29 protein-coding genes and 1 pseudogene are annotated in these 26,672 nt (G+C 61.2%); 19 read left to right on the forward strand and 11 right to left on the reverse strand.

Going from position 1 to position 26,672, the window contains the following annotated elements; all coding sequences use genetic code 11:
- Nucleotides 1-47: 47 nt before the first annotated feature.
- The 4 genes and pseudogenes from CAY35_RS07835 to CAY35_RS07850 form a co-directional block, all read right to left on the reverse strand.
- The gene (locus CAY35_RS07835) at nt 48-1,232 is read right to left on the reverse strand and encodes a hypothetical protein (protein ID WP_109304075.1); all 1,185 of its coding nucleotides are present in this window, start codon (nt 1,230-1,232) and stop codon (nt 48-50) included.
- Between the two features lie 27 nt (nt 1,233-1,259).
- Nucleotides 1,260-1,625: a chorismate mutase gene (locus CAY35_RS07840; RefSeq protein WP_109304076.1), complete on the reverse strand. Its 366-nt coding sequence runs from the start codon at nt 1,623-1,625 to the stop codon at nt 1,260-1,262.
- A gap of 9 nt (nt 1,626-1,634) precedes the next feature.
- Nucleotides 1,635-2,773 (reverse strand): annotated as a pseudogene (mnmA, locus tag CAY35_RS07845) (tRNA 2-thiouridine(34) synthase MnmA).
- A gap of 59 nt (nt 2,774-2,832) precedes the next feature.
- Nucleotides 2,833-4,017, reverse strand: a complete 1,185-nt coding sequence (locus CAY35_RS07850) for a cysteine desulfurase family protein (RefSeq protein WP_109304077.1) — start codon at nt 4,015-4,017, stop codon at nt 2,833-2,835.
- Nucleotides 4,018-4,097: 80 nt separating this feature from the next.
- Between CAY35_RS07850 and CAY35_RS07855 the strand changes: the two genes are divergently transcribed.
- Genes CAY35_RS07855 through CAY35_RS07865 form a run of 3 tightly spaced genes read left to right on the forward strand, consistent with a single transcriptional unit; the run spans nt 4,098 to nt 6,190 of the window.
- On the forward strand, nt 4,098-5,063 hold the full coding sequence (locus CAY35_RS07855) for a J domain-containing protein (RefSeq protein WP_109304078.1): 966 nt from the start codon (nt 4,098-4,100) through the stop codon (nt 5,061-5,063).
- A gap of 30 nt (nt 5,064-5,093) precedes the next feature.
- A complete protein-coding gene (locus CAY35_RS07860; RefSeq protein WP_109304079.1) occupies nt 5,094-5,627 on the forward strand; it encodes a tRNA (cytidine(34)-2'-O)-methyltransferase in 534 nt (177 codons plus the stop codon).
- A 14-nt stretch (nt 5,628-5,641) separates the two neighbouring features.
- Nucleotides 5,642-6,190, forward strand: a complete 549-nt coding sequence (locus CAY35_RS07865; protein ID WP_109304080.1) for an anti-sigma factor domain-containing protein — start codon at nt 5,642-5,644, stop codon at nt 6,188-6,190.
- Nucleotides 6,191-6,199: 9 nt separating this feature from the next.
- On the opposite strand, the gene CAY35_RS07870 is transcribed toward CAY35_RS07865, so the two are convergent.
- The 4 genes from CAY35_RS07870 to CAY35_RS07885 all read right to left on the reverse strand — a co-directional run bounded on the left by CAY35_RS07870 (nt 6,200) and on the right by CAY35_RS07885 (nt 10,556).
- Entirely contained in the window at nt 6,200-7,006 is an 807-nt protein-coding gene (locus tag CAY35_RS07870; protein ID WP_258265701.1) for a PIG-L deacetylase family protein, read from the reverse strand.
- A gap of 18 nt (nt 7,007-7,024) precedes the next feature.
- Nucleotides 7,025-7,996, reverse strand: a complete 972-nt coding sequence (locus CAY35_RS07875; protein WP_181377529.1) for an electron transfer flavoprotein subunit alpha/FixB family protein — start codon at nt 7,994-7,996, stop codon at nt 7,025-7,027.
- A gap of 90 nt (nt 7,997-8,086) precedes the next feature.
- Complete coding sequence (locus CAY35_RS07880) at nt 8,087-8,893, reverse strand: electron transfer flavoprotein subunit beta/FixA family protein (protein ID WP_101629712.1); 807 nt, start codon at nt 8,891-8,893, stop codon at nt 8,087-8,089.
- A 160-nt stretch (nt 8,894-9,053) separates the two neighbouring features.
- Nucleotides 9,054-10,556 carry a S1C family serine protease gene (locus CAY35_RS07885; protein ID WP_109304082.1) on the reverse strand — a complete coding sequence of 501 codons (1,503 nt, stop codon included), beginning with the start codon at nt 10,554-10,556 and terminating at the stop codon, nt 9,054-9,056.
- Nucleotides 10,557-10,722: 166 nt separating this feature from the next.
- On the opposite strand from CAY35_RS07885, the gene CAY35_RS07890 reads away from it, so the two are divergent.
- The 9 genes from CAY35_RS07890 to CAY35_RS07930 all read left to right on the forward strand — a co-directional run bounded on the left by CAY35_RS07890 (nt 10,723) and on the right by CAY35_RS07930 (nt 19,746).
- A complete protein-coding gene (locus CAY35_RS07890; RefSeq protein ID WP_146191951.1) occupies nt 10,723-12,246 on the forward strand; it encodes a hypothetical protein in 1,524 nt (507 codons plus the stop codon).
- A 193-nt stretch (nt 12,247-12,439) separates the two neighbouring features.
- A complete protein-coding gene (locus CAY35_RS07895; RefSeq protein WP_109304084.1) occupies nt 12,440-13,273 on the forward strand; it encodes a PspA/IM30 family protein in 834 nt (277 codons plus the stop codon).
- Between the two features lie 163 nt (nt 13,274-13,436).
- Nucleotides 13,437-14,441, forward strand: coding sequence for an ABC transporter ATP-binding protein (locus CAY35_RS07900; protein ID WP_258265702.1), 1,005 nt, complete (start codon nt 13,437-13,439; stop codon nt 14,439-14,441).
- Nucleotides 14,442-14,446: 5 nt separating this feature from the next.
- Nucleotides 14,447-15,253, forward strand: a complete 807-nt coding sequence (locus CAY35_RS07905) for an ABC transporter permease (RefSeq protein ID WP_219930465.1) — start codon at nt 14,447-14,449, stop codon at nt 15,251-15,253.
- Nucleotides 15,253-16,416 (forward strand): sensor histidine kinase, encoded by a 1,164-nt coding sequence (locus tag CAY35_RS07910; RefSeq protein ID WP_109304086.1) that lies wholly within the window; start codon nt 15,253-15,255, stop codon nt 16,414-16,416. Before CAY35_RS07905 ends, CAY35_RS07910 begins: the two co-directional genes overlap by 1 nt.
- A complete protein-coding gene (locus tag CAY35_RS07915; protein WP_109304087.1) occupies nt 16,413-17,018 on the forward strand; it encodes a response regulator transcription factor in 606 nt (201 codons plus the stop codon). Before CAY35_RS07910 ends, CAY35_RS07915 begins: the two co-directional genes overlap by 4 nt.
- Before the next feature lie 138 nt (nt 17,019-17,156).
- Nucleotides 17,157-18,782 (forward strand): inorganic phosphate transporter, encoded by a 1,626-nt coding sequence (locus tag CAY35_RS07920; RefSeq protein ID WP_109304088.1) that lies wholly within the window; start codon nt 17,157-17,159, stop codon nt 18,780-18,782.
- A gap of 453 nt (nt 18,783-19,235) precedes the next feature.
- Complete coding sequence (locus tag CAY35_RS10045; RefSeq protein WP_375231764.1) at nt 19,236-19,394, forward strand: hypothetical protein; 159 nt, start codon at nt 19,236-19,238, stop codon at nt 19,392-19,394.
- Nucleotides 19,363-19,746: a hypothetical protein gene (locus CAY35_RS07930; RefSeq protein ID WP_146191952.1), complete on the forward strand. Its 384-nt coding sequence runs from the start codon at nt 19,363-19,365 to the stop codon at nt 19,744-19,746. The genes CAY35_RS10045 and CAY35_RS07930 overlap by 32 nt, the downstream gene beginning before the upstream one ends.
- Nucleotides 19,747-19,764: 18 nt before the next feature.
- On the opposite strand, the gene CAY35_RS07935 is transcribed toward CAY35_RS07930, so the two are convergent.
- The 3 genes from CAY35_RS07935 to CAY35_RS07945 all read right to left on the reverse strand — a co-directional run bounded on the left by CAY35_RS07935 (nt 19,765) and on the right by CAY35_RS07945 (nt 21,498).
- Nucleotides 19,765-20,472 carry an FG-GAP repeat domain-containing protein gene (locus tag CAY35_RS07935; protein ID WP_109304091.1) on the reverse strand — a complete coding sequence of 236 codons (708 nt, stop codon included), beginning with the start codon at nt 20,470-20,472 and terminating at the stop codon, nt 19,765-19,767.
- 135 nt (nt 20,473-20,607) lie between these two features.
- Nucleotides 20,608-21,039 (reverse strand): hypothetical protein, encoded by a 432-nt coding sequence (locus CAY35_RS07940; RefSeq protein ID WP_258265703.1) that lies wholly within the window; start codon nt 21,037-21,039, stop codon nt 20,608-20,610.
- A 27-nt stretch (nt 21,040-21,066) separates the two neighbouring features.
- Complete coding sequence (locus tag CAY35_RS07945) at nt 21,067-21,498, reverse strand: hypothetical protein (protein ID WP_109304092.1); 432 nt, start codon at nt 21,496-21,498, stop codon at nt 21,067-21,069.
- Between the two features lie 149 nt (nt 21,499-21,647).
- On the opposite strand from CAY35_RS07945, the gene CAY35_RS07950 reads away from it, so the two are divergent.
- From CAY35_RS07950 to CAY35_RS07980, 7 genes are all read left to right on the forward strand, one after another.
- A complete protein-coding gene (locus CAY35_RS07950; RefSeq protein WP_109304093.1) occupies nt 21,648-22,166 on the forward strand; it encodes a hypothetical protein in 519 nt (172 codons plus the stop codon).
- Between the two features lie 48 nt (nt 22,167-22,214).
- A complete protein-coding gene (locus tag CAY35_RS07955; RefSeq protein WP_109304094.1) occupies nt 22,215-22,685 on the forward strand; it encodes a mycothiol transferase in 471 nt (156 codons plus the stop codon).
- A gap of 136 nt (nt 22,686-22,821) precedes the next feature.
- A complete protein-coding gene (locus tag CAY35_RS07960) occupies nt 22,822-23,727 on the forward strand; it encodes an ABC transporter ATP-binding protein (RefSeq protein ID WP_109304095.1) in 906 nt (301 codons plus the stop codon).
- Between the two features lie 15 nt (nt 23,728-23,742).
- Complete coding sequence (locus CAY35_RS07965; RefSeq protein ID WP_109304096.1) at nt 23,743-24,513, forward strand: ABC transporter permease; 771 nt, start codon at nt 23,743-23,745, stop codon at nt 24,511-24,513.
- Nucleotides 24,514-25,647: a sensor histidine kinase gene (locus tag CAY35_RS07970; RefSeq protein WP_109304097.1), complete on the forward strand. Its 1,134-nt coding sequence runs from the start codon at nt 24,514-24,516 to the stop codon at nt 25,645-25,647.
- 23 nt (nt 25,648-25,670) lie between these two features.
- Nucleotides 25,671-26,273, forward strand: a complete 603-nt coding sequence (locus CAY35_RS07975; RefSeq protein ID WP_109304098.1) for a response regulator transcription factor — start codon at nt 25,671-25,673, stop codon at nt 26,271-26,273.
- Nucleotides 26,274-26,303: 30 nt separating this feature from the next.
- Nucleotides 26,304-26,657: a cupin domain-containing protein gene (locus tag CAY35_RS07980; RefSeq protein WP_109304099.1), complete on the forward strand. Its 354-nt coding sequence runs from the start codon at nt 26,304-26,306 to the stop codon at nt 26,655-26,657.
- Nucleotides 26,658-26,672 lie beyond the last annotated feature (15 nt).

Raw genomic sequence — 26,672 nt, forward strand, 5'->3', positions numbered from 1 at the left:
CGGCGCACCTCTTATCCTATGCGATCAACGCGTAAATGCCGCTTGGGTTAACTGTGCGCGATGTCGGTGAAGGCTTGCGCTAGGTCGTTGAGTTTCGTGAGGCCGCGGCCCAGCTCGAGGTCGGTGAGTTCCGATGCGGCGGCGGGGCCCGATGCGGTGGTTGCGGTGGCCGATGCGGTTGCCGCGTTGGTCTGCAATGTTTCTGTGTAGCCGAAGCTGGCTTGCAGTGTCATGGCGCGCAGGTGTCGGGGTTCCATCCCGGCCTGGTGTAGCGGCTTCAACAGATCCTCAGCTGTGCGTGAAAGGGGCTGGGTTGTCCCGGAAGCCGCGCTTGCTGTTACAGCGTTCTTGGGTAGTGGAACCACCAGATCGGCATAAGCCTCATCATCGTCGGGAAGGGCTTCGATGGTCTCCAAAAGGTGTTCCGCATCGTAGGCCGTTGTTGGCCACGCGGCGACCTCGAAACCAACCGCGGCGTTAGCGTCTGACTTCTCGACTGCCTTCGCAACCGCTTTGGCCACCGCGTTCTCGCGGCCGCGCGCCGCTTCGGGAACCCACACCTCCGGCGCGGCGGGCTGAGCCGATATTCCTTCCACCGCATCGGCCATGAGGGATTCCCACCACTGCTGATCCAGCGGCGGCAGAGTGCGGTAACCCGAGCTGGAACGCCACTTCCCCGCGAACGCTAGCTCGACATCGGGATCAATGATCCGCACAACGGGCTGCGCGCCCGGCAACGATGCGACCGCAGGAACCAGTTCCGTGATCCCTTCGCGCCAGGCTTGCGCGATGTCGATGCGGGCGCCACGGTCACTCGCTACGGGTTCGCCGCTCGGCAGAGCCAACCGGCACATCACTGTCGCGGGGCCCATCACGGTCACGAGGCGCTTCCCGAGCGGGGCGTCTTGGGCGTCATCCGCTGTGCGTTGGATGAGGTCGTTAAACCCGCGGGCCGCGCGGCGCATCGCAATCCCCGCTTTGGCACGGGAGCCGGTCAGCCGCCACCCGTGAACCGTGAGGTCCACGGGTAGATCGGCCAGATGCGTGATGGTGCGTTCCCACGCGGTGTCGCCGGCAGATTCCGGCAGAGGGAGAACATGCGGGCCGCCGTCGAGGCCGCCGAAGACCTCGTTGAGAACCTGGGTTGCACGCAACGGTTCACGCGTGCGGACCAGCGGCGCGCATGCGACGGGACGCCCAGCGTCCGAGGACAGTGAAGATGTGGAAGTCACCTGCAAAGCCAGCCTGACAAAACGAACTCAGTTGCGTTGTTCGGAGATCGCTTCGTGGTGGCGAATGACCTCGGCGATGATGAAGTTTAGGAACTTCTCGGCGAACTGCGGGTCTAGCTGCGCGTCTTGAGCGAGCGAATGCAGTCGGGCGATCTGTGCGGCTTCACGGCCCGGGTCGCTCGGCGGCAGTTGGTGTTCGGCTTTGAGGTGGCCGACCCGCTGGGTGCATTTGAACCGTTCGGCCAGCAGATACACGAGCGTGGCGTCGATGTTGTCGATGCTGCCGCGGATCCGCAACAGCTCCTGCATCACGGCAGGGTCCACACTGTCAGGCAGTGAGGATGCTGACGGATCCCACTCGTTGGTCACGATGTCTGGCTGCTGTTCGCTCATATCCTCACCTTACGCAGGGAGGGACTCCGGATTCCACGTAGATGAATGAGCTGACGCAATTGTTGCTTGCCCGATGACGCGGTCGCCCGTGTAGAGGACCATCGATTGGCCTGGCGCAACACCGTTAAGGGTCTCGTCCAGTTCGGCTTCTACGCGGCGGCCGTGTTCCTCATCGTCAACCCAGCGGGCGCGGCCCGCGATCGGGGTTCCGTGGGCGCGAACCTGAACGGTGACGTCCATCCACGAACCATGCGCGGCCTCGGCAGGCTCCGCACCCGCGAAGGAGACGCGGATGCCGCTCAGCCGATCCACGGCGAGCGCTTCTTTAGGCCCAACAACGACTTCGTTGGTTTTCGGGCGGATGGACAGCACGAAGCGTGGCTTGCCGTCGGGAGCTGGGCGGCCGATCGCAAGCCCGCGGCGCTGACCCACGGTGAACGCCTGAGCGCCTTCGTGCTCGCCAACCTGAGCGCCTTCTTGGTCGATGATTTTGCCTGGCTGCATCTCTATCTGTTCCGCGAGCCAGCCGCGGGTGTCGCCGTCTGGGATGAAGCAGATGTCGTGGGAATCAGGCTTCTCGGCCACACCCAGCCCGCGGCGTTCAGCTTCAGCGCGCACCTCCGCCTTAGTAGGAGCATGCGCGAGCGGGAACCAGCAGTGCGCGAGCTGATCTTCACGCAGAACCCCGAGCACATAGGACTGGTCCTTGGCCATGTCGGCGGCGCGGTGCAGGGTTGGGCGGCCGTCCTCGTCCTGATCAACGCGGGCGTAGTGGCCAGTCACCACCGCATCGAAACCCAGTGCGATCGCTTTATCCAGCAGCGCCTCGAATTTGATCTTTTCGTTGCACCGCAGGCACGGGTTAGGCGTGCGGCCCGCGGCGTATTCGTCGATGAAGTCATCCACACATCGGCCTTGAACCGTTCCGAGAAGTCCCACACATAGAACGGGATGCCTAGGGTTTCGCACGCACGGAATGCGTCGTTCGAGTCCTCAATGGTGCAGCAACCGCGGGAGCCGGTGCGCAGGGTTCCAGGCATGCGGGACAGCGCAAGGTGCACGCCGACGACGTCGTGGCCGGCTTCAACTGCGCGCGCGGCGGCAACGGCGGAGTCCACTCCCCCGGACATCGCGGCCAGAACCTTCATGGGATCCCCCTCAAAACCTGTGGTGGTTGCTGTGCATGCTAGAGCAGTTTTCTATTGTTTCATGCACCGCCGGCGGCCCTGGCTTGCTCGATGACCCCGGGAAGCGCGACGATGAGCGTTTGCACCGCTTCGGGGGTTGTGAGCGGCCCCATGCTGAAGCGTTGAACGTCGGTCGCGTCCTGTTTGCTGCGGCCCATCGCGAGCAGTACGTGCGAGGGTTGCGCCATTCCGGCGGTGCATGCGGAGCCGGTCGAGGTCGCGAAGCCGAGGCTGTCCAGAAGGAACAGAACCGAGTCACCCTGGGCTCCCGGCACGCTCAGGTGCACGATGCTGGGTAACTGTTGCGCTGGGTCGTTACTTCCGGAGACGGTTGCGTTGGGGATGGTTTCGGTGATCGCAGTGACGAGCTTTTCGCGCAGCTGGCTGAGCCGCTCGCTTTCCGCTGCCAGCTCGTCTTGCGCGGCCTGGACGGCCGCCGCGAAGGCTGCCGCTGAGGCGACGTCTGCGGTTCCGGAACGCATCCCACGTTCTTGCCCTCCGCCGTGGATGTGCGGGGTGAGCTGAGCCGCGCGACGCACGATGAGCGCCCCGATCCCGACCGGCCCGCCGAGTTTGTGCGCGGTGATCGCGGCGGTCGTGATCGCGGGGTTGTTCAGTTGCGTTGGGATGTGGCCGAACGCCTGAACCGCGTCAGTGTGGAACGGGACGCCATGCTCCGCCGCGGCGGCCGCGGCTTCTTCAATCGGCTGGATCGTACCGACCTCATTATTAGCCCACATCAGCGTCGCCAACGCCGTGCGTTCCGGAGCTTCAGCGAGTGCCGCACGCCACGCATCGATATCAACCACCGCATCGTGCCCCACCGGAACCAAAACAGGCTCAGCCGCGTGGTGCTGGGCGAGGTATTCGATCACATCGAGCACCGCGGGATGCTCGATGCCGGTGTAAATAATGCGCGGGCGCGCCTGATCGCCTGCGTTACGGTGAGCGTAGAGGCCCTTGATCGCGAGGTTGTCGGCCTCGGTGCCGCCGGAGGTGAAGATGATCTCGGCAGGGTCCACACCTGCCGCACGAGCCACGTCGATGCGCGCAGCATCATGGATGCGACGTGCGGTACGGCCAGCGGTGTGGAGCGAACCCGCATTCCCCACAACCCCCATGTGCTCGATGAGCGCGGCGCGTGCCGGCTCAGACAACGGGGTGGTTGCGGCGTGGTCAAAGTAATGGGCAGGCTGATTCCTCACCCTTCAAGCGTAGTCGGCACCGCGTAGAAGCGAAGGCCGCGCCGCATACTCGATGCGGCGGATAAGGCAGAATACTGTGTATGTCCGCCAGCCGCCGCCAAGCTTTCGAAACCCTCGGCCTGCCCTATAACGCCGATGCCCAAGCCATCCGCAAAGCTTTCCGCACGCTGTCCCGCACCCACCACCCCGACCTCGGCGGCGACCCCGCAACCTACCAAGCGATCACAACCGCCTACACGGTCCTGACCGACCCCGCCGCGGCAGCACAGGCCGACGCCGCATCAGCTCGCGCCGCGACCGCGCAGCCACCAGCGCAGCGGCCGACACAGTCGCCAACGCAACGGCCGATGCAACCTAGCCAGCGGAACCCGCGCACCACATCGGGAGCCACCAGCGGCACCCGCTACACGCCATCCGGGCCAGCTTCTCAAGGCGTGACCTACGACGGCGGCCATGCTTCGCTGGGCGAACACGACGCCCACACGCTCGTGCGCGGTTCGATCCGCCGCCGCGGCCTGCTCGACCGCAGCGTCTACCGCGAAGCCCGCACCGCGGCCGTCACTGAGCTATTTGAACGCATCCACGAACACGTTCCCGCCGCCCGCATGGTGCTGGGCGTGCGCGTCGACGGCACCGACATTGAAGCCGTGATCTTCGCGGGCCAGCGGCTGCTCGCGGTGGACGTCGAGGTCTCCGTGGACTCCGAACACACGTGGGACGGAACCAAGCTACGCGCCAACGGGAAGACGCTGGCGTACAACGCAAACAACGATGCGGTACACGCTTTGGAACGCAGGATCGGCGGCACGCGAGCTGAAGCGTTGCACGTGTTGTTCGCGCCGGGGCGTTCGGCTCAGCATCCGGTCGTGAAACGGGTTGGCGCAGCCGCGGGACACACTGGTCCTTCGCCGATTGCCCGCGCCGCTGGCGAGGGGATCGCTTACCTCGCGGGCGGCCCGAACCCCAGCAGTGTCAACCTCGCCGTATACGGAGAGCTCGTCCAACTCTCTGGACGCGACACACGTAAAAAGAACGGCGTTTCGTAATCAAACCGTTACATTCGCTAAACTGGCGGCGTGCTACGCATCGTCTTCAATACGCCTGAAATCCCCGGCAACACCGGTAACGCGATCCGACTCGCGGCCATCACCGGTGCCGAACTCCACCTCGTGGAGCCTCTGGGTTTCGATTTTGAAGACGCCAAGCTGCGCCGCGCCGGGCTCGACTATCACGACCTCGCCGTCGTGACCGTCCACCCGGATCTCAATACCGCGCTCGAAAAACTCGGCCCGGGCCGTGTCTTCGCGTTCACCACCGACGGGCACACCCGTTACGACACCGTGGAATACCGCGAAGACGACATTCTCCTCTTCGGCAAGGAGTCATCGGGCCTCACCGAAGAAGAAAAGAACCATCCGCGCATCACCGACCGCCTCACGATCCCGATGCAGCCGGCCCGCAGGTCTTTGAACCTCGCGAACTCCGCCTCCATCGCGGTCTATGAAGCGTGGAGGCAACACGGATTCCCGGGCGCTCGGCCGCTCGGAACGCCCACGCCGGTTACAGCACCCAACGCAGCATCATCTGAACTCGCCCCAGGAAACGGCTAAGGAAAGGCTCCCCAATGAACGAACACAATGAAGCCGACCTTGACCTGCTCGGGGACTTCGACGAGGAAGAATCGGCACGTAACCGCCGCAAGGCGCCTTCCGCGGGCAAGATCGCGATCTTCAGCGTCATCACCGTGGTCGTGCTCGCCGTGATCGGGTTCTTCGCGGTCAAAGCAATGTGGCCCTCCCCTGCCAAAATGGCTGCAGAGGTAGCGAAAGAAGTACGCGACGCGTCCGACGCCGTAACGCACACAACCAAAACCAAAGATGGCGAAATCGAGTTGGTCACGAGCGCCGAGCTGAACTCGTTCGCGGTCAAGGTCAAAGGTGTGCCGAACGCGCCTGAAGACAACGAATACCAGCTTTACCTGAGCGACACTGAGAACGGCCTGCGTCCATCGACCTTGCTCGGCGCCAAGCCGAACGACACCTGGTTCGGTGTCCGCGACGAACTCAACACGACACGCGAAATCCACGTCACCGTGGTCGCTAAAGGCGGCCAGCAACGGCCACCAGCGCAAGACGTCGTGTCCATCGAAATCCCGCAGGACAGCGGGAAGTAACCGGGCGGGTTAGAAGCCCGCGATCGTTTCAGCGGTGTTCACGCACACCGCGTGGAAGGTCTCTGCCGCTGTCCACTCTGCAACGTTCACTTGTTGCGCCATGTGCGCGGCCTGTTGCCGCACGAACTGCTGCATCTTCTCAACATCAGGATGTTGCGATGCGTGCTTGAGTAACGCCTCGATCTTGGTATCCACAGTCGAGCTGATCTCGACCGCCATGTTCGTCAGATGCTCCGGCTGCGCGAAGTACCACAAGTGGCGCAACTTATGCGGTTCAAGCCCAGCTTCAAGAAGCTCCGGATACGCGTACGGATTCTCAAGAGACGGATACACCGCGTGAGTCACAGCTTGCCCCACCGCAAGATGATCCGGGTGTGACTTCTGGAAGCTCGTGTAATCCCGCTCAGGGTGATGCGTCAGGATCAGGTCGGGGCGAACACGGCGGCCCACCTCAACAACCTTCTTGAGCAAGTCAGCGCTCACATGCAGGTCGCCATCCGGGTAATCCCAGAACTCAACCGAAGCGATCCCCACAACCTCAGCGGCCTGGCGCTGCTCATCGCGACGCCGCGACACGACGTCGTCACCGCGCGCCTCATCGCTGAAACCGCCAGCGCCACCGCCGGTCACAACCGTCAAATGGATCTCGATGCCGCCGGCGGCCCACCGGGCCAGCGTGCCAGCGGAACCGAAGTCCACATCGTCGGGGTGTGCCGTCAGCACCAAAACCTTCGAAACATCCGCCGGAGCGCCCGTGCGCGGATCCAACGGCCCGGTACCTTCAACCCCGGCGAAGCTGCTCAACGACGCTGACACGTTCACACAACTCCCCTACTACCCCTGCTGCTTGCGCGCGCGAATCGCCTCAGCGGCCTGAGGCAAAACCGTATTCAAGTCGCCAACAATACCGAAATCGGCGATATCGAAAATCGGGGCATCCATGTCATTGTTCACGACAACGATCGTGCCGGACTGACGCATACCAGCGACGTGGTGTACCGCACCCGAAATACCCGCCGCGATATACAGCTCAGGCCGTACGGTAGCGCCCGTCTGCCCCACCTGCGTGTTGTGAGGAATCCAGCCTTCATCCGTCGCATCGCGGGTTGAACCGACCGCGCCACCCAAAGCGTCAGCCAGCTGCTCAACCGGACCGAAATCACCATCGGTACCGCGGCCACCAGCAACAACGACGCGCGCCGAGGAAACATCAGGACGGCCGCCGTAAACAAGCGGAGTGCGCGAAAGAACCTGTGCGCCCTCGCGGCCGCCCGTGCTCACCGAAATCACCTCGGGGCTTTCCACCGGTGCAGGGGTCTGCGCAGGAATGCCCGGAACAAGCGTCAAGAAAGCGATCGTGGTCGTCGGACGCACCGCGGAGCTCCACTCACCCGAAAGAACATCCTTGCGCACCGCGAGACCCGTAGCCGTCGCGAGCTCACCCTCGGCTGCGGAGGCAATCGAGGAAACCTGCGTGATCAGCGCCGACTCCGTCAACGCAGCCGCACGCGCCATGACCTCCGTCTCGACCGGCTCAATACCGCTCAGAACCGCAACGGCCTCACTCGCGCGCACAGCACCCACCAAAAGATCGGCCTGCCCCACCGCAAGCGAACCCGATGGATCCTGCTCAGCCGCGTACACACGCTCCGCACCAGCCGCACCCAACGCGGCAACCGCATCAGGTGTAACAGCTGCGCCCACAGCAACCGCTACCGGCCCCACACCAGCCGCAACAGCAACAACATCCTTCTGCGAAGGCGAAAGCTCTGCCCCAACAGAATCCAGATACACAAGAACAGTCACAAGAAACTCCAGAAACGTCCGAAATCCGATACCGACCCGGCCCTCACACGCCGCCCAACGCACACTTCCAGCGCAAGCGGCGCACCAGGGTTAGAGCAGATTATTCTCAGCCAAATACTCGGCCAACGCCTCGCCAGCCGCACCATCGTCAACAATCACACGGCCAGGCTTCCGCGCAGGAACCGGCTCAGCCGACGTCACAACAGCCGAAGCCGCCGACGACCCCACCCAATCAGCCGACAAACCAAGGTCAGCGAGCGTCACCGTATCCGTCTTCTTCTTACGCGCCGCAAGCATCGACTTGAAGTTCGGGTAACGAGGCTCATTCGCCTGATCCGTCACCGAAACCACAACAGGCCAGCCGCTAGCAACCTCAAGCGTCTCGCCGATGCCCTCGCGGCGGCCCCGCAAACGGCCCGATTCCAGTTCAAGCGAGTCCAGCATCGTCAGCTGAGGCCAACCAAGACGAGCAGCAACCAACGACGGCATGACGCCCATCTCGGCGTCCGTGGACTCCATGCCGAACACCACAACATCAGGATCCTCGTTGCGGATAGCGGCCTCCAAAACACGCGAAGTCGAAAGCGCATCAGAGCCAGCCAACTGGTCATCCACAACATGCACCGCACGCGTAGCGCCCATCTGCAAAGCCTTCTTCAACGCCGCCTTAGCGCCCTCCGGACCCATCGTCACCACCGTCACAGGGCACACCTTGTCCCCGCCAGCAGCCTCAGACAACGCAACAGCCGCCTCAATGGCGTTCTCATCCAGCTCAGACAAGATCGATTCCTCACGCACCAAACGGTTCTCCGAATCGAACTGCCGCTCAAACTGAGCATCAGGAACGTACTTCACCAAGACCATCACATTCTGTGGGCTCGTCTCGGCTGTACTCATGTTTTCACTCCCGGTCGCAATGAACACAAACTGCTCTCAATGAACACAAAACGGTGGCTTATACGACGCCGTTCTTAGACCATCGTATAAGCCACCGCTATCTTGGGGGCCTTAAACGCCCCCGATTATGCTTTCGGCTGTTCCCGTCGCTAGGCCTCCGTTATGCCTCCGCGTTACCCAACGTAACCTCGACCGTGCGCTCCTGCCCGTCACGTCGGATCGTCACCGGAACCTTGGTGCCGGCCGCGTACGAACGAATCGTCGCGGTCAGATCAACGGCGTCATTCATGCGTTTTCCGCCAACCTTGGTGATCACGTCTCCCTTCTGAATACCGGCCTGACCAGCGGGTGAACCAGACGGAACCTCCGAAACCACCGCGCCCTCAGTGAAGATCGCAGAGCGGCCCTCGTTGCTTGGCTGCGAACGCGCCAACAAACCCAGCTGACCGTGGGACGCCTTGCCGTTGCTCATGAGCTCATTCGCAACCCGCTGAGCGATATTGCCAGGAACCGCGAAACCCAAACCGATCGAACCGGAATCCTCGCTCGGAGCATAAATCGCAACGTTGATGCCAATCAGTTCGCCCTTATTGTTGACGAGCGCGCCACCTGAGTTGCCGTGGTTGATCGAAGCGTCGGTCTGCAACACGTTGATCGAAATACGCCCTGCCGGCTCCTTTTGTTGCTCTTGCCCTGGGATCTGGAACTGATGCGGACTACTTTCCCCACCATCGGCTTCAGGGGATGACTTGACCGCCGATGAGGCGATCGAAATGGAACGCTCACGATTAGAGATGATGCCCGTCGAAACCGTGTTCGGAAGCCCCAACGGCGCACCGATAGCGATCGCGTCCGACCCAACGTTCACATCGTCCATGTTCGCGAACGTGATCGGGGTGAACTTCTTGCCGTTCGTGTTCTCGAGCTTGACCACCGCGAGGTCATACAGCGGATCCTGCCCTACTAGCTTGGCTGGGTACGTCGTGCCGTCAGCGGTCTGGACCTCGATGGTTGCCTTATCTGATGCGCCGCCCAAGGTTGCGACGTGCTGATTAGTCAGGACGTAGCCGTCTTCAGAAACGATGACGCCGGAACCGCTACCCGACTTGTTGTTCCCGGACGCGGAAATCGTCACGACGGACGGCATCGCGGACTGAGCCGCTTGCGAAACCGTGGTTGCAGTCTTGGGGTTCGCGACGATCTGATCGCGGACCTCTTGCTGAACTCCCGGGTTCTGCGTGGTGTTGTTCCCGTTGAGGGCAACCACACCGGCACCTGCACCGCCACCTGCCACGGCACCCACGATCAGCGCACCCGCGACTATCCCCCACCCAGGACGCCGCGACAACTTTTTCTTAGTCTGCGCTGACGCATCCTGATCTTGTACCGCGCCATACATCAGATTCGCCGGCTGATGTTGCTGTGCCGAATACGTTGCTTCATGCTGCGGCTGATGCGGGTGTTGTTGCTTCTGCTGTTGCTGCGTCTGCGGGTGCAGCTGAGGATGCTGTTGCGTCCCATCTTCGAGCAGACCATTCTCGCGCGGACCATTCTCGAGCGGAGGAGGCGGCGCTTGATCAAACGCGTTGTCGCCTGGCGCTGGAGGCATCGCGTTGTAGCGCGCGGTGTCGGTGTGCTCGTTTTCAGGATGTGGATGGGACATGTGCGAACTTTCGTGTGAGATGCGTTCCAAACTTCTCAGTCCACACTAACGACACCTCCTGGCAGGTGGCTGGGATGTGGGTCTGCAGATTCTTGAAAGTAGCCCAAAGAATCCTTGAAGCGCAGGAATTATGTGGAAAGCTTTAGACATGGCGTTTCATATCGACATGCTTCATACCGCTCCGCTGCCGCTGGCCGCGAGCTTTTCGATGGCCGGGGTGCTGGCAGTCTTGGTGCTCGCGGGCGTTGGCGCGTTCGTGGTTTTCAACGTCCTGCAAGGGAAGAAACGTAAAGAGCGGCGTGAGCGCTGGCGCAACTCCCCTGGCTGGGGCGCAACGGGCCTCCCGGTTGGGGGCGTGGCTGAGCAGGCGCCGCAGATCCTTTCGGCTGAGCAGCTGGATGCCAAGCGCAAGGACGCATCGGCTTCCCTCATCGCTGCCGATGAAGCGTTGCGGGCCGCGACCCAAGAGATCGATTTCGCTGTGGCAGCGTATGGCGAGGAGAAAGTGGAGTCTTTCCGCGCAACGCTGGAAGAGGCTCGCGCCGATGTTTCTGCAGCGTTCCAGCGGCAGCAGTTGCTTGATGATGACAAGCCTGATTCCCCGCAGGATCAGAACGCGTGGCTCGAGGAGATCCTCGAGCGTACTAGGCGCGCTATCGATACGTTGCAGAGCCGTGCGTCAGAGTTCAGCGACCTGCGCAACGTCGAACACGATGCCCCACAGCGTATCGACGAGCTGAACGCGGCGTTGGTTGAGATGGTGGGCCGGCTTGAGCAGGGGCAAGCGAACATTGCCGGCGTTGAAGCCGAGTACACGCAGAGCGCCCGCGACCGGGTCGATGGTGTTGTTGAGCGCGCGACGAGCCGCCTCGAAGATCTTTCGGAGATCCTGAAGGGCGCGCGTTCTGCGTGGGATTCGGGTGATCAGCCGAGCGCGGCCGTCGCGATTGTTCAGGCAGAGACGGCGCAGGTGGATGCCGATGCTTTGGTGACCCGCGTGGAGACTGTGCGGGAGCGGCTTGCTACCGCTAAGCAAGAGCTTCCGCAGCATATTCACCAGGCTGAAAAGGATATCGAAGCGGCACGCGCGATGGTCGATGCGGGCCGTTCCGCGTTGCAGGGGCCGGCGGACCGCCTGGATCGGGTTGTCAAGAAGGTCTACGGCGCGATGGATGCCGGCCCATACGATCCGATCGCGTTGACCGATGAACTCGCTACCGCGCACGATGCGTTGAGTGACCCGCTCGGTAAAGCGCAGTCTGAGGACGAGCAGCGGGCCAGCGCCCAGGCCCGCCTGGATGACGTTGCCAACCGTGCTGCGGCGCGCATCGAATCTGTTGAGGACTATGTTCGCGCTAACCGCAACAAGGTGGGGTCCACTACCCGGACGCGGCTTTCTGAAGCGCAGCGTTTCCTGAATCAGGCGATGGACATGCGTGCGAGCGATCCTGTGACTGCGGCCCAGCACGCTGACCGTGCGCTCAAGCTCGCCGAGGCAGCGGCACGCAACGCGGAGGCAGAAACGAGTAACCGGTACGAAGACGACGACACCCTCGAAAGCGTGTTCAACATCTTGAACCAAACGTTCGCAGGTCCACGCTACGGCCGTCCAGGCTATGGCGGGCGCCGGAACCCGTTCGGCTACGGCTACCCGCACAACGGCCGCAACCGTTCACGCCGCCGGTACTGAGCTTGACGGAACTGCGTTGGCCGAAGCTGAGCCCGCCGATGCCGAGATGCTGTTGCCGAGGAATCTTTGGCAAACGCTCAGCAAACTCGGCGCTGTCAGATCTACTCAGAACGGCGCATGCCAACTAGGCTGAAAGTTAAATGTCACTAGCCTGATACTTCATCAGTCTTGACGCCCCCAATAAAGGAGAACCATGGCAAAGAAACAGTCGATCCTTGGCCGTATTGGCCAGTTGGTCCGTGCGAACATCAACGCGATGCTCGACAACGCGGAGGATCCGCAGAAGATGCTGGATCAGATGATCCGCGACTACACGGACAACATTCGTGAGGCTGAGGCTGCAATCGCCACCACGATCGGTAACCTGCGCCTGGCTCAGGAGGACTACCAGACCGACGTTAAGGCTGCTCAGGAGTGGGGCCAGAAGGCACTCGCAGCTTCGAACAAGGCTGACGAGTTCCGTTCGGAAGGCAACACCGCAGACGCGGATAAGTTCGATAACCTCGCCAAGGTTGCTCTGCAGAAGCAGATGTCCGCTGAGAACGATGCGAAGGCAGCTGAGCCGGGCATCGCGGCTCAGGAGGATGTTGTTGAGCGCCTCAAGAACGGCTTGGCTCAGATGAAGAACAAGCTTGAGGAGCTGCGCACTAAGCGCAACCAGCTTGTTGCTCGCCAGAAGTCCGCTGATGCTCAGAGCAAGGTCAACGAGGCTCTCGGTTCGATCGACATCATGGACCCAACCAGCGAGATCTCCCGTTTCGAGGAGAAGATCCGCCGCCAGGAGGCGCAGGTTCGTGGCCAGCAGGAGCTGCAGGCGTCGTCGATCGATTCGCAGTTCGAGCAGCTTGAAGACCTCGGCGAGAAGACCGAGGTTGAGGCTCGTCTCGCGGCTCTCAAGCACGGTGCAGGCAAGCAGGCCCCTAAGGCTGTTGAATCCCAGGCCGGCAACGATGCGCAGGCTGGCGGCAAGATCGATGAGGACTTGACGCCAGAGCAGCTCGAGGCGCTGCGCAAGCTCGAAGGCTAAAGCCACTTGAGCTAACGCCGCACTAGCGACAAACGTCAGGCTGGTTCCCTCACTTCCCGAGGGAGCCAGCCTTCCGCTTTAACCGCGCCCATGACAACTGTCATGGGTAAGTGGTGACACACGCTATGCACACGAAGCACGCTGTCCGAATAGCGTAAAAACCATGAGAACGGCAGATAAGACATCGGCACACCGCACTCCAAACATGGCACGCACACCGGCAATAGAACTAGCCGGGGTCAGCAAGACGTTTAACGCCCGATCAGGCAATCCCGTGCATGCGCTCAGGGACGTAAGCCTCACGGTCCAGCCGGGTGAGATCATCGCGTTGCTCGGCACCAACGGAGCGGGCAAGACCACCCTGGTGGACATCATCCTGGGACTGACCACACCGACCTCAGGAACCGTCAGCGTCATGGGCCAGACGCCCAAGCAGGCGGTCTACAACCAGAACATCGGCGCGCTCATGCAGACCGGTGGCCTGCTCAATGACCTCACCGTCAAAGACACGTTGAAAATGATCGCGGCGACCTTCCCGCAGCACCTCCCCCTCGACGAGGTCGTGGCCCAAGCCAACCTTGAGCCGATCTATAAGCGCCGCGTCGGCAAGTGTTCCGGCGGCGAGCAACAGCGGATCCGTTTCGCGCTGGCGATCCTCGGCGATCCGGACATCCTCATCCTCGACGAGCCCACCGCCGGCATGGACGCCGGCGCACGCCACCGCTTCTGGGATTCCATGAAGCATCAGGCACAGCAGGGCCGCACCATCATCTTCGCGACCCACTACCTTGAGGAAGCAGACCAGTTCGCGCAGCGCATCGTGCTCATCAACAAGGGCGAGATCATCGCGGACGGCACCACAGATGAGCTGCGCAACATGAACTCGCACCGCACGGTGAGCGCCGAATTCCCCGGCGGGGTCCCGGAACTAGCCGAGCTACCGGGCGTTGAAAGCTACGAAACCAACGGCAACCGTGTGCAGATTACCGCTCAGGATTCCGATGCGGTGGCCCGGTACTTGCTGACCGAAACTGACGCTCGCAACCTCGGAATTACGAGCCACAGCCTCGAGGACACGTTCCTCGCACTCACGCAGGATGCTGCACTGCCCCAGGACGCCGCACTCACCCAGAACTCAGCTCCAACGCAGAACACGCAGGAGGCGTAGGACTCATGACCACGAAAACGATGAGCACAACCACCACGTCAACGAGTTCAATGAGCCGGACCCTTCGGTTCGCCGGCCATGAGCTTCTGCGTTTGCGCCGCGACATGGCCACGATCTTCTTCAGCATCGGGCTACCGATCTTTTTCTATCTGATTTTCGGCGCGTTGCAGAGTTACGGCCAGTTGGAAATCAACGGCGGCAACGTAGCCGCGTACGTCATGTTGGGTATGGCGTTCTACGCGGGCGTGGTCGGTGCGGTCGGCGCGGCGGGAACGTCGGTGACGGATAGCCGTAGCGGTTGGGGCCGTCAGCTCGCGCTGACTCCCCTGCGCCCGGCGCAGCTTGCGTTCGCGAATGCCGTGAGCATCGCGGTGCGTGCAGTGTTGCCGATCGCCGCTGTGTTCATTGCTGGCGCTCTCACGAACGCGAAGATGCAACCCGAGCAGTGGGCGTTGACCTTCCTCGCGTGTGCTCTGTGTTCGATTCCGTTCGGCTTCTATGGCTTGGCTTGGACTCTGGCGATCCCGAAGGAAAACACTGTGGGCATCGCTACCGGTTCGATCGTGGTCCTCGCGTTCGCCGCCAACATGTTCATGCCGCTCACGGGAGCACTGCTGGATATTGGCCGGTTCACCCCGATGTATGGCGCGATGATGCTGGTTCGGTGGCCGCTGGCCGAGGGCGGGCAGGTAGCTGGCATGGGCTTTACATACGAGCCGATGTGGTACGCCTGGGTTAGCATCGCGGTATGGACGGCGATCTTCGTGGGCTTCTGCCTGATGATGCGCAAACGCGACAAGAATCGAAGCTGATGCACCCTTTCAAAAACTTCCAGCTCAACAACGCGATCTTCGCCGCGATATGGCTCGTTTTCCTGGCCGCGGTCTTGGTCCAGGTTTACGTGGGGGCAGGCTATAGCACCGGGGACAAGGCGTGGATGACGGCGTGCGTGGCCGTCTTTTCAGCCTTCTATTTCTGGGCGTTCGGCTCGATGGAGTCCTATCCGAGCGGCTGGAGTCGGTTTGCGCGGGCCATACTGCGGTGGGCCGTCTTGCTGGTGATTGCGTTGGCGAGCGTGCCAGTCATCAAGACGGGCGTGATCAGTTACGCGCCGTATCTCGCGGCGATCCTGGGGTTCTCGGTGCCGTGGAGGAAGTCACTCCCCATCGTGGCCGCGACTGGTGTTGTTGGCACTCTTGCGGTGTGGCTTGTAGCGCCGGAGGATCTTGGCTGGTCGTCGCTGCCTCTGTTCGCGATGCCTTTCCTGTTGGTCGCGGTGGGCGTTTTCAGTCAGTACGACGTGTCCCGCTATCAGCTGCAACATGAGCTTGATCTTGCGCAGCAACGAGAAGATATCGCTACCGACGTGCACGATCTTTTGGGGCATTCGCTCACCGTGATCAACCTGAAGTCTGAGGTTGCTCGGCGAGCGCTGCGCAACAACGCCGAGCAGGCGGAGAGGGAGCTCAAGGAGATCAGTGAGCTGTCGCGCTTGGCGCTTGCTGAGGTTCGCGCGACGGTCACTCGGATGCGCACTCCAACCTTTGCCGGCGAGGTGCAGGGCGCGCGTCGGGCCTTGGAGACCAAGGGCATCGCGGCGCACCTTCCGGAGCGTCTTACGCCGGCGGGCGAACACGAGACCGTGTTCTCGTGGTGCTTGCGTGAGTTGACGACGAACGTGGTTCGGCATTCCGGCGCGCGGACGTGTTGGGTCAGTATGACTGCGGATAAGCTGCAGGTCACCGACGATGGTTGCGGCTTCAGCGCTGATGCCACGGGTAGCGCTGATGCCCCGGCTAACGATATCGGCGGGCTAGCTGGCTTGCGTGAGCGTGTAGAGGCGGCGGGCGGGACGCTGACGGTGTCCCGCGATCACGGTCTGACGCGCGTTTTGGTTTCGATGGGTGGAGACAACGTGCTGCTGAAGGATGGCGCTGTTGCTGGCAGTACAGGATCTGAGGAGAGCGTGCGGTGAAGAAGATTCGTTTACTCATCGCTGAGGACCAATCGCTGGTTCGCGGGGCGTTGGTTGCTCTGCTGAGTTCGGAGCCGGACCTTGAGGTTGTCGCGCAATGTGCCACCGGAACCGAAGCCCTGCAGCTGGTACGTGAGCACCCCATCGATGTGGCGCTGTTGGATATTGAGATGCCTGGCCTCAACGGTCTGGGTGTCGCTAAGGAACTCGCGGGGCATCCGTGCCGTTGCTTGATCGTGACGACGTTCGGCAAGGCCGGCTACGTCAAGCAGGCGATGCAAGCGGGTGTGGACGGCTTCATCGTGAAGGACACTCCCCCTGATGAGCTCGCAGAGGCGATCCGGCGCGTCCACGTTGGTTTGCGGGTCATCGACCCGACGCTGGCGCGGGATAGCTTGTTGGCGCCGGACAATCCGTTGAGCGAACGAGAAACCGAGGTATGTGACCAACTGTTTCAGGGGAAGAGCGCCCCTGCGATAGCGAAAGCGCTGCATTTATCGCCGGGCACGGTGCGCAACCATATTTCGAGCATCATGTCCAAGACGGGTGCCGGTAACCGCTTCGAGGCCGCTCATGTCGCAAAGTCAAATGGTTGGATTTAATAACCGCTCACTTGCCGCGATATTCCGCGGAATTTACGGTCTCCCCTTCGGTTCTCGCTGGTCATAAGAAGTTCACGTAAGTCCTCCTTATATTTCAACCGTCTGCGTCACGATAAACCCTGTAGGGAAAGGTTTTCTATGGTGCAGTCGCTCAAACCCCAGCAAGATTCTTCAGCGCTACCAGGCAAACAAGGGTTCTTAGGCCCAGACCGCTGGTGGCATCTTTCTTTCGGAACTCTCATGGCGGTCACGCTCGCGGTGTTCATGACGTGGTCGTTCAGCTATGTGGATCCGGGCGCGAACAAGGCCGTCCTTGTTCTGACGATCCTTCTCGGATTGTTCATGGCGTTCAACATCGGCGGTAACGACGTCGCGAACTCGTTCGGTACCAGTGTTGGCGCGGGAACGCTGACAATGAAGCAAGCACTCATTATCGCTGCGATTTTCGAGGTCAGTGGCGCGGTGCTCGCGGGCGGTGAGGTGACTGAGACGGTGCGTTCCGGCATCGTTGACCTCAACGCGATCGATCTTGCGCCGATGGACTTCGTGTTCATCATGATGTCGGCGCTGTTCGGTGCGGCGATCTGGCTCTTGATTGCTACCCGCATGGGTTGGCCGGTTTCGACGACGCACTCGATTGTTGGCGGTATTGTTGGCGCGGCGCTCGCGTTGGGTTTCGCGACCGGCACCGGCGGTTTCGAAATGGTGCAGTGGAGCGAGATCGGAAAGATCGTGCTCTCGTGGGTGCTGTCTCCGCTGCTGGGCGGCATTGTTGCGTGGGTTCTGTTCGGGCAGATCAAGAAGCACATCCTGGTTTATAACGAGCAGATGGATGTGAAGCTGCGTGAGCTCAGGCGTGAGCGTGCTGAGCTGCGTACCCGCCATAAGAAGGCTTTTGAGCGGCTCGACGAGCTGCAGAAGATTTCCTACACGAACGCGATGGCCCGCGACGCTTCGGTGTATCAGCGTGAGGACTTGGACCCGGAAGAGCTCGAGTCTGAGTACTACCGGGACCTGCACAGCGTAGAGACCCGCGCTCGGGAGGTTCAAGCGCACCGCGCGCTTGAGACATGGGTTCCGTTGCTCGCGGCGTTCGGGGCGGTTGTGATCGGTTCGATGATGCTGTTCAAGGGGTTGAAGAACCTCAACTTTGAGCTCAGCTCGGTCGGTAACTTCCTGATTCTCGGGATGATCGCAGCGACTGTGTGGATGGCGGTTTTCATCTTCGCGCGTTCGCTCAAGAAGCATGATCTTTCGCGTTCCACGTTCGTGTTGTTCAGCTGGATGCAGGTTTTCACGGCGTCCGCGTTTGCGTTCAGCCATGGTTCTAACGACATCGCTAACGCGATTGGTCCGTTCGCAGCAATCCTCGATGTTCTCAAAACCGGTCAGGTCAACGACGAGGCCGGGGTTCCGCCTGCCGTGATGCTGACCGCCGGCGTCGCGCTGATTGTCGGGCTGTGGTTCATCGGCCGCTTCGTGATCAAGACCGTTGGTTCTGGTTTGACTGAGATGCACCCGGCGTCCGGTTTCGCGGCGGAGCTTTCCGCGGCGGGTATCGTGATGTTGGCATCGGTTATGGGCCTGCCGGTTTCTTCGACGCACATCCTGATTGGCGCTGTCTTGGGTATCGGTATTGTCAACAAGGCCGCTAACTGGAAGCTCATGAAGCCGATCGCGCTCGCGTGGGTCATCACGGTTCCGGTCGCAGCAATCTTGGGCGCGGGAGGCGTGCTCGTGCTGCGCGCCGTCTTCGGCGCCTAACTAAGTAGTGTCCTTGTGGCGGGCAGGTTTTCGGACCTGCCCGCCACGTTTTATGTGTGGGAATTGCCTGACGGCTGGGCAGTGGTTCAGGTCGCAAACCGGACCGCGTAACCCATATGCTGGGGTGAAGCCGGGAGCCTAGTGACGGTTCGCTCACCTTTCTGCACTGCGTCATCCCGATCGCCGCGTGCGCGTTGCAGGTCATCATCTTGGTTTGGGGCGCCGTAGTGGGTCACCGGCGCGCCAAGGACGTCGCATCCCAATAGCGGAACACAAGCGGGCGGGCACGCTGTGACGTTGCTAACATCAGCGTATGGCTCGCAAGCGTAAAACCCTGCCCCTCGAACTTCGCTGAGATCCTCGAAAGCGGCGAGCAACTGGGACACTCCACGTATGCGGCTATTGCTGGAGCTTGGTGCCAACCCGAATCCTGACAGCAGGCACCTACCACTCATGATCTCGGCGCGCTCATGCCGTGTCGAAGACGTGCGTATGCTCCTCGAGCACGGCGCTAACATCCACGCCCTCGAATGGCCGCACGACTACACCGGAGCTGTATCGGCTCTCCGGGGTTCCGCCGGTGCAACTGATCGAAGCGCACGATGGAACTAGCCGCATCGAGGTCCCTGACCTTCCGGTGCGGAAACAGTTCTCGTGGCTGTTGGATCACCTAGTGCCCATGGGCGGGCCAGCGGAGACCGTGCAGGGTGAAATGGTGCGCATCGCGGGGAGGATTGGCGGCGAACTGTTCAACAACGGCGGCGGGAACTGGGACGACGACTACCGGGCCATGTGCGATACCTGGCTGAACATCGTCGGAACCAATGCTGCGGCCATCGCGACGTTGAGGCGGGGGCTCATTGACGAGGATGCGGTCAAGGCTATCGAGGCGGCTTCAGTGCAGTACGTGATCGAGCACCCTGAACCGCTGCCGAATAGTAGCGATCTCCCCTACCAGCGGTAACCCGGTGTAGAGGAAGCCTTATTTCTTGCGTAGCTCTTCCAAAGGTCCGCGGTCGGAGGATGGATGCCAATCAGGAAGGACGTGCTCGCTGTCCTCGATCTCGTCAATGTGGCGTTCGGTAGTGGGCTTGCCGGGCACTAGTTTGTTGCCTCGCACAACGAAGTGCTGAACCTCGTGCATGGGTTGGGTGGAGAGCCCAGAGATCTGGTAGAGCCCGTTCCCGGAGCCCGAAACATCGATGTAATAGCGGCTTCCGCCTGTGGAGGCCGCTCCTGCGATGAGGACTTGGCGCGTGTTGAAGAGCTTTTCGCCTGCAGGTTTGCTGAATACGGTGACTGGCGCGAAATAGTCGGTGACGTCAGGTTGCAGAAGCAACTCAGGGCGCCCGTCTCCCGTGATGTCAGCGAGCGCGTACGTGTAGGAACCTGACGGCATGTAAGGGTCAGGATGGTTGAACTTGTAGTCGCCCGGGTTGTCCAGGACGTGGTCGTAGGCGTCGGCGAGCTCTTCGTGAGGCGACTTCTCAGCGGGTTTCTCGGCAGGTTTTTCAGTAGCTTCGGGGCTCTCAGATGCAGACGCGCCCGGAGTTTCTGAGGCGCTCTCAGATGGGGAAGCACTAGCGCTTGCGGTTGCCGACGCAGCGTTGTCGCTAGTTTGGCTTTGGCCGCAGCCGGCCAAGGCACCCGCAAGCACGAAACCAATGACCGGCAGAGCGTAGCGCTTCATGAAGAAACCCCTTGGAGATCCCTGGTGACAACCGTGCATTAATTTTACTCGGTCAGGTATCTATAACGGGCTATCTATAAGGGTCAAAAGTGTCCGCAAAAGGCAACGCCGCAGGATCGAATTGGTGGGCAGAGGCTATTCGGCTTTGAAGGCCGGGTTCAGTGTTTCGATCGTGGCCATCGGGGTGTCGTAGCCGAGGACGTTAAACCCGGCGTCTTCGCCTGGCCACAGGAATGTGTGCTTGAACGTGTCGGACTCGCGGTCGTAGAGTGCGATCCAGGTCTGCCACTTGCCGCGTTCCGGGTCAGCGGTGAGCTCGCGCAGCCGCTCCAAAATGTCAGGGTTGAGTGCCGGATTCATAATATATATCGGAGTGGGCAGGGTCTCTTCGCCGACGAACCGCCATGCCTGTTGCGCGCCATGCGTCTCATCAAGACCGGCGATGCTCACAAAGCCGTGCCAATCGTCGTACTCGTTGAGCTGTTCGTCCACGACCAGGCATTGGGCCATGGCCTCAAGGAGCGATTCGGCGGAGTCTGCGTCGACGTTCAAATCAGGTGTAGACACTGCGTTCCTTACGGTTCGGTCGTGAGGCTATTCAGCTTTGAAGGCCGGGTTGAGTGCTTTGATTGTGGACATCGGGGTGTCGTAGGCGAGGACGTTGTAGCCATCGTCTTCTCCGGGCCACAGGAAAGTGTGGTCGAAGGTGTCGGAGGCGAGGTCGTAGCGGGCGATCCAGGTCTGCCAGTTTCCGCGTTCCGGGTCGGCGGTGAGCTCGCGCAGCCGCGCGATCAAGGCACGGTTGAACGCTGGGTTGGCCCCGGACACCGTGGTGATGCGGGTTTCGTCGCCGTTGAACTGCCATGCCTGATGCGCCGAGTGCCCTTCCTCGTAGCCGGACACAACCACAAAGCCGTCCCACGGTTTCCGCTGATTGAGTTTCCGGTCCACACGCAGGCAACGGCCGATGACGTCCAGGATCGAGTCCACGGAATCGTAGTCAACTTCGATGTCGGGTGTAGTCACTGCGTTCCCTCCAGTTGCGTTCGGGCTACACACAGAATCATGCTTGATTGGAAGCCTGCTCGTAAAGCTTGAACTAATTGGCTGGGCTGTGCAGTTGTGTCCGTTGTGCGGTTTTGTCCACGGCAGATTGGGAACGTATGAACCACTGGATGAATGAGACGAAACTGGAGATCGAAACTTTTGTCCTCAAAGGGACAGGGGTTACGTTTCCTGAGCTTTTTGCTCAGCACCACGACGAGCATCTGGTATCTATTTCCGCTAATCCAGCCGAGGCGGCTCGTTGGTGGCATTGGCAAAGCGACAAGGTTCTGCCTGGTGAAGGCTGGGTTTCGTTCGTCCTTAATGGGGCTCAGATCATGCCGCTGGATGCGTGGACAAACGTCGCCATTTTTTGGCAGGAACTACTTGATGCTCTTGAAAGCTATGTATCTACTGGCAGAGGGCAAGGGGAATTTAGCGAGGAAACAGCTACCTTCTCCCTCGTGAAGAGGGGAACGATAGCTGTTTTTGAGCTACGCGGACAGAGGTATCCCGTGGAGCCTGACTCTTTCGTCAAGGCTGTTTTGGGAGCTGTGCGAGAGTTCTTTACCTGGATTGAAGAATATATAGGCGGAATCGACAAAACATGCCTGGCGAGAATTGAGACGCTGATGGATGGCCTCAAGTAACGAGGTATTCGGTATCTTTGATCGCAATAGACGCTGAAGGAAAACCACATGGCCACCACTGCGAAGCCCTATTCCGGGCTCACTGACCAGATCCAGCGCCAACTCGATTCGATCATCGAAATGGCTATTCAAGTCGACCGTGCAGGTGTGACCCATGTTCCCCTTCGTAGTCGCTGGACCGTTGCGGGGCTTCTGAACCATCAGCGGTACGTCATCCGCTTTTGGGTCGCAAATGTCGTGGTCGGAGCTGATCTTCCGGTTCCCTGGACTGATGACCTGCCACATGAAGACTGGAACGCCGACCCTGAGGTGCCAATCGAGACCTTCGTCGATGCTCTTCGACAGGAGTGGAAACACGCCCAGTCTTTGCTCGCTGCGTACCCACCGGGAGAGCTTGCGTCCCAAGCTGACGAGGACGGTAGCCGCCCCACGGTCGACTGGGTGTTGTCCCATCTGCTAGCCGAAGTAGCTCGGCACGCCGGGCACATGGACGCCGTCTGCGAGTTGCTTGAAATTTAATCGGCCGAAAACTGCGGAACCTCAACAACCACAACCACACCGGTGACATTTGTCATCCCCTACCCCACACATCCTCATGTTTTCTCGTGTGATCACGCCCTACCGGCGGGCTAGCAAGCCTCCATAGGGTGAAAACATGAGTTCAATCATCGAAGTAAGAAACCTCGTCCGACGCTACGGAGACTTCACCGCCGTGGACGGCATTGACCTCGATGTTGTCCCCGGGGAGATCTTCGGGCTCCTCGGCACCAACGGTGCTGGGAAAACCTCGACCCTTGAAATCCTCGAGGGTCTCGCGAAACCCAGCGAAGGCCACGTGCGGGTCTACGGTAAGAACCCCGTGAAGGACCGCAAGAAGATCCGCCCCTACCAGGCCGTGATGCTTCAAGAAGGCGGATTCCCGCCCGACCTCACCACCAAAGAGACCCTGAAGATGTGGGCCGGGACGCTGTCCACTCCCCTCCCCGTGGACGACGTGCTCGCGATGGTGGACATGACCGACCGCGCCGGCGTCCGCGTCTCCTCACTCTCCGGCGGCGAGCGCCGCCGCCTCGACCTCGCTTGCGCGCTCGTCGGCCAGCCGCGTCTGCTATTCCTCGACGAACCAACCACCGGCCTCGACCCAGAGTCCCGCCGGCTCGCCTGGAACCTGCTACGCAAGGCCAACGAGAACGGCACCACCATCGTCATCACAACCCACTACCTAGAGGAAGCCGAGCAACTGTGCGACCGGCTCGCGATCATGCACCGCGGACGCATCGCAACCTCCGGAACCCTCGCCGACGTCGTCGCCGGCCACCACTCAACTATCCGGGTGGGTGCACGCCCCGACCTGCCTCGATTCGAGAACATGAGCACGAACGACGGCGTGGCCGAGATCCGCACCATGAACCTGCAACACGACCTGACCGAGCTACTTCTGTGGGCGCGCAACAACAACGTGGCCCTGACCGATATCGACGCGCGCCACGCATCGCTCGAATCCGTGTTCCTCAGCATCGCTGACGACCCCGCGACCTACGCCGCCGCGCAGAACGCTTAAAGATTGGAGAGCACAATGACAACGCAAGAAACACGCACCGTGTCCCCGTTCTCCCAGTGGGCCGCGCTCGCTAAAGCAGAATTCACGCTGTTGCGCCGCAACACCGTGCAAGTCATGTACGCAATCGCGCTGCCACTCGCCGTCCCGCTGCTGTTCCTCCCGTTGGCTAATAACGGGGCAATGAATGAGCAGATCAGCATGGTCGTGGCGCTCATCCTCGCGGTCGGGCTCGCGTTCGTCTCTTACTACAACACGCTTTCAGCCGCCGTGAACCGCCGCGAGGAACAAGTGCTGACCCGGCTGCGGGCCGGCGAAGTTGGGGACAGCACCATCCTGACTTCCCTCGTCACCCCAGGGCTCTTCCTCGGCCTGATCATGTCAGTGGGCATGTTCGCCGTCGCGATCGCGGCACTCGACCTACCTATCCCCACCAACATTCCTTTGCTTGCCGCGTGCGTCATCGTGACTGTGGTGTTGTTCCTGCTCGCCGGCCTCGTGACCGCGATCTACACCCGCACCCCGGAGTCCGCACAGATCACATCGTTGCCAGTCATCATGGTGCTCACGATCGGCCCAAGCCTCCTCACCATGCGCAGCATCATGAACGACAGGCTCGCAACCATCACCGAATACGTCCCCACCACAGCGATGGCCGACGTCATGTCCATCGCCTGGTTCGGCGGCGACATAGCGGATGCCACGAAGCCGATGCTGATCCTCATCGGCTGGGTTGTGGCTACCGCTATGATCGTTGCAACAAAGTTCCGCTGGTCCAGGAGAGGGTAAATGTGGCGCTTCCGCCCCGTTGAATCTTTCGAACTTGACCGGAGCCAACGCGCCTACCGCGGATTCCAATGGACTCTAGTCATAGCGGCACCAATCCTCACCGCTTTGTCCTGGTGGCTGTACGTGTACCCTCAACACCTCGAGGCAGCCACAAACGCCCCGGTCTATGTGGCGATCGCCATCCAAGCCATCGTCGCGGGCGTCATCTATGGCGGCTGGATCATGAAGGGAATCGACCTGCGCTCCTCGTGGGGCCAGGCCGTTGCCCTTCTCATCCCGGTTGGGATTGCACCGCTCGCGTTCATGTGGGCGGGCGCTCCCCAAGCGATCCCGGCGGGAATGGTCGCCGCGTTCCTCTCGGCGTCTTCCCTCGTCGTCTCCTTGGGCCCGATGTGGGCGGGCATCGTCCCGGTGGGTACCGTACTCGCCTACTCCGTCGCCATCGACGCCCCTACCCCGATGTATTTCAGCTTCGCCATCTACGCGGCAACCTTGTGGGTGACGTTCAAATCCTCGGTTTGGTACCTCGATATCCTGCGGGCGATGGAGGAAGCGGCGCAGGCCCAAACCACGATGCGGTTGGCGGAAGAACGGCTACGCTTCGCCGCGGATCTGCACGACATCATGGGGCAACGTTTGGCTGCGATCTCACTGCAGGCGCAGACTGCCGGGCAGCTAGCCCGGCAAGGTGGCGACCCGTCGGCTCCGATCGAAGCGATCGTCGAGCTGGCCGATCAGTCGATGACGGACATGAGGGCGATGGTCACCACATACCAAGTGCCCGAGTGGAGCGCCGAGCTTGCCGGCGCAATCTCCTTGCTCAAGGCGAGCGGCGCACGCGTCACCGTGACGGGCAAACCACCGGCCTCCATGGAGCCCGAAGCCGCCTACATCATCCGCGAAGCGACCACCAACATCCTCAAGCATTCCAACGCGACTGACGTTTCCGTCGTGCTTGATGCCACCGGCATGAAGGTCTCCAACAATGGAGTCGATGCGGCCGGTGCGGGGCGCAGCTGGACTGGGCTGGCGGCGCTGCAACGCCGCCTCTCCCCGACCACGCTCTCGGCGGAAACAGTGGACGACACGTTCATACTCTCGGCAGAGTGGAACCAGAATGAACGTGATGTGTAAGGGAAGCAGGCCGGGTAGGAATCATGATTAAGCTCGCGCTCGTTGACGACGAGGCCATTGTGCGTTCAGCGCTGGCTTCGCTGTTGTCCCTCAATGAAGATCTCACCGTCGTTGCTGAGTACGCTTCCGGGGAGGAAGCGGTCGAGAACATGGATGGGGTGGATGTCGCGATCCTCGACCTGCAGCTGGGCGGGATCGACGGGATCGAGACCGCTCAAACGCTCATGGCGAGCGGGGCTGCGGCCGCGACGATGATCCTGACTTCGCACGCGAGGCCCGGCTATTTGAAGAAGGCGCTCGAGGCGGGTGTGCGGGGATTCCTGCCGAAGAATGCACGCGCCGAGGACCTTGTGCGAGCTATCACCGAGGTTCACACCGGTAGGCGCGCGATCGACCCGACTTTGGCGGCGGACACGATCGCCGCCGGGGATTCCCCGCTGACTGCACGGGAGTCCGATGTGCTTGAACTCGCTGCGCTCGGCCTGCCTGTGCATGACATCGCGGTGCGAGCACACCTCGCCGACGGGACAGTACGGAACTATCTTTCCAACATCCAGATCAAACTTGGAGCCAGGTCCAAGCATGAAGCTGCGGAGATCGCGCGCCGCAACGGCTGGATCGGCTGACTCGTACAAACAATGCAAAGGAGCACAACCATGAGTGAATCCACACCAGAACCTACCGGCAAGCTCGGTTACGTCGAGAACCTCGCGCAGCACGTCGACTACTCCCCGGGCGAAACCGCCTCAAAGAAAGTCCTGAGCGCTGAGGGCGTGAACGTGGTGTTGTTCGCGTTCGATGAGGGGGAAGAACTAACCGAACACACTGCGGCGATGCCTGTTATTGTGCAAGCTCTTGAAGGCGAATTGGAGGTCACCGGCGACGGCGAAACCGTGACGCTGCGCCCTGGCGGCCTGGTTCATTTCACCACGCGCCTCCCGCACGCTGTCAAAGCGCTCACCAAAGCAAAAATGGCGCTGTATATGCTGAACCGGCCCGCATCGAAATAAGCGCGGGTTAGGGAT

The organism is Pseudoglutamicibacter cumminsii (assembly GCF_003143995.1).
Classification (GTDB): domain Bacteria; phylum Actinomycetota; class Actinomycetes; order Actinomycetales; family Micrococcaceae; genus Pseudoglutamicibacter; species Pseudoglutamicibacter cumminsii_B.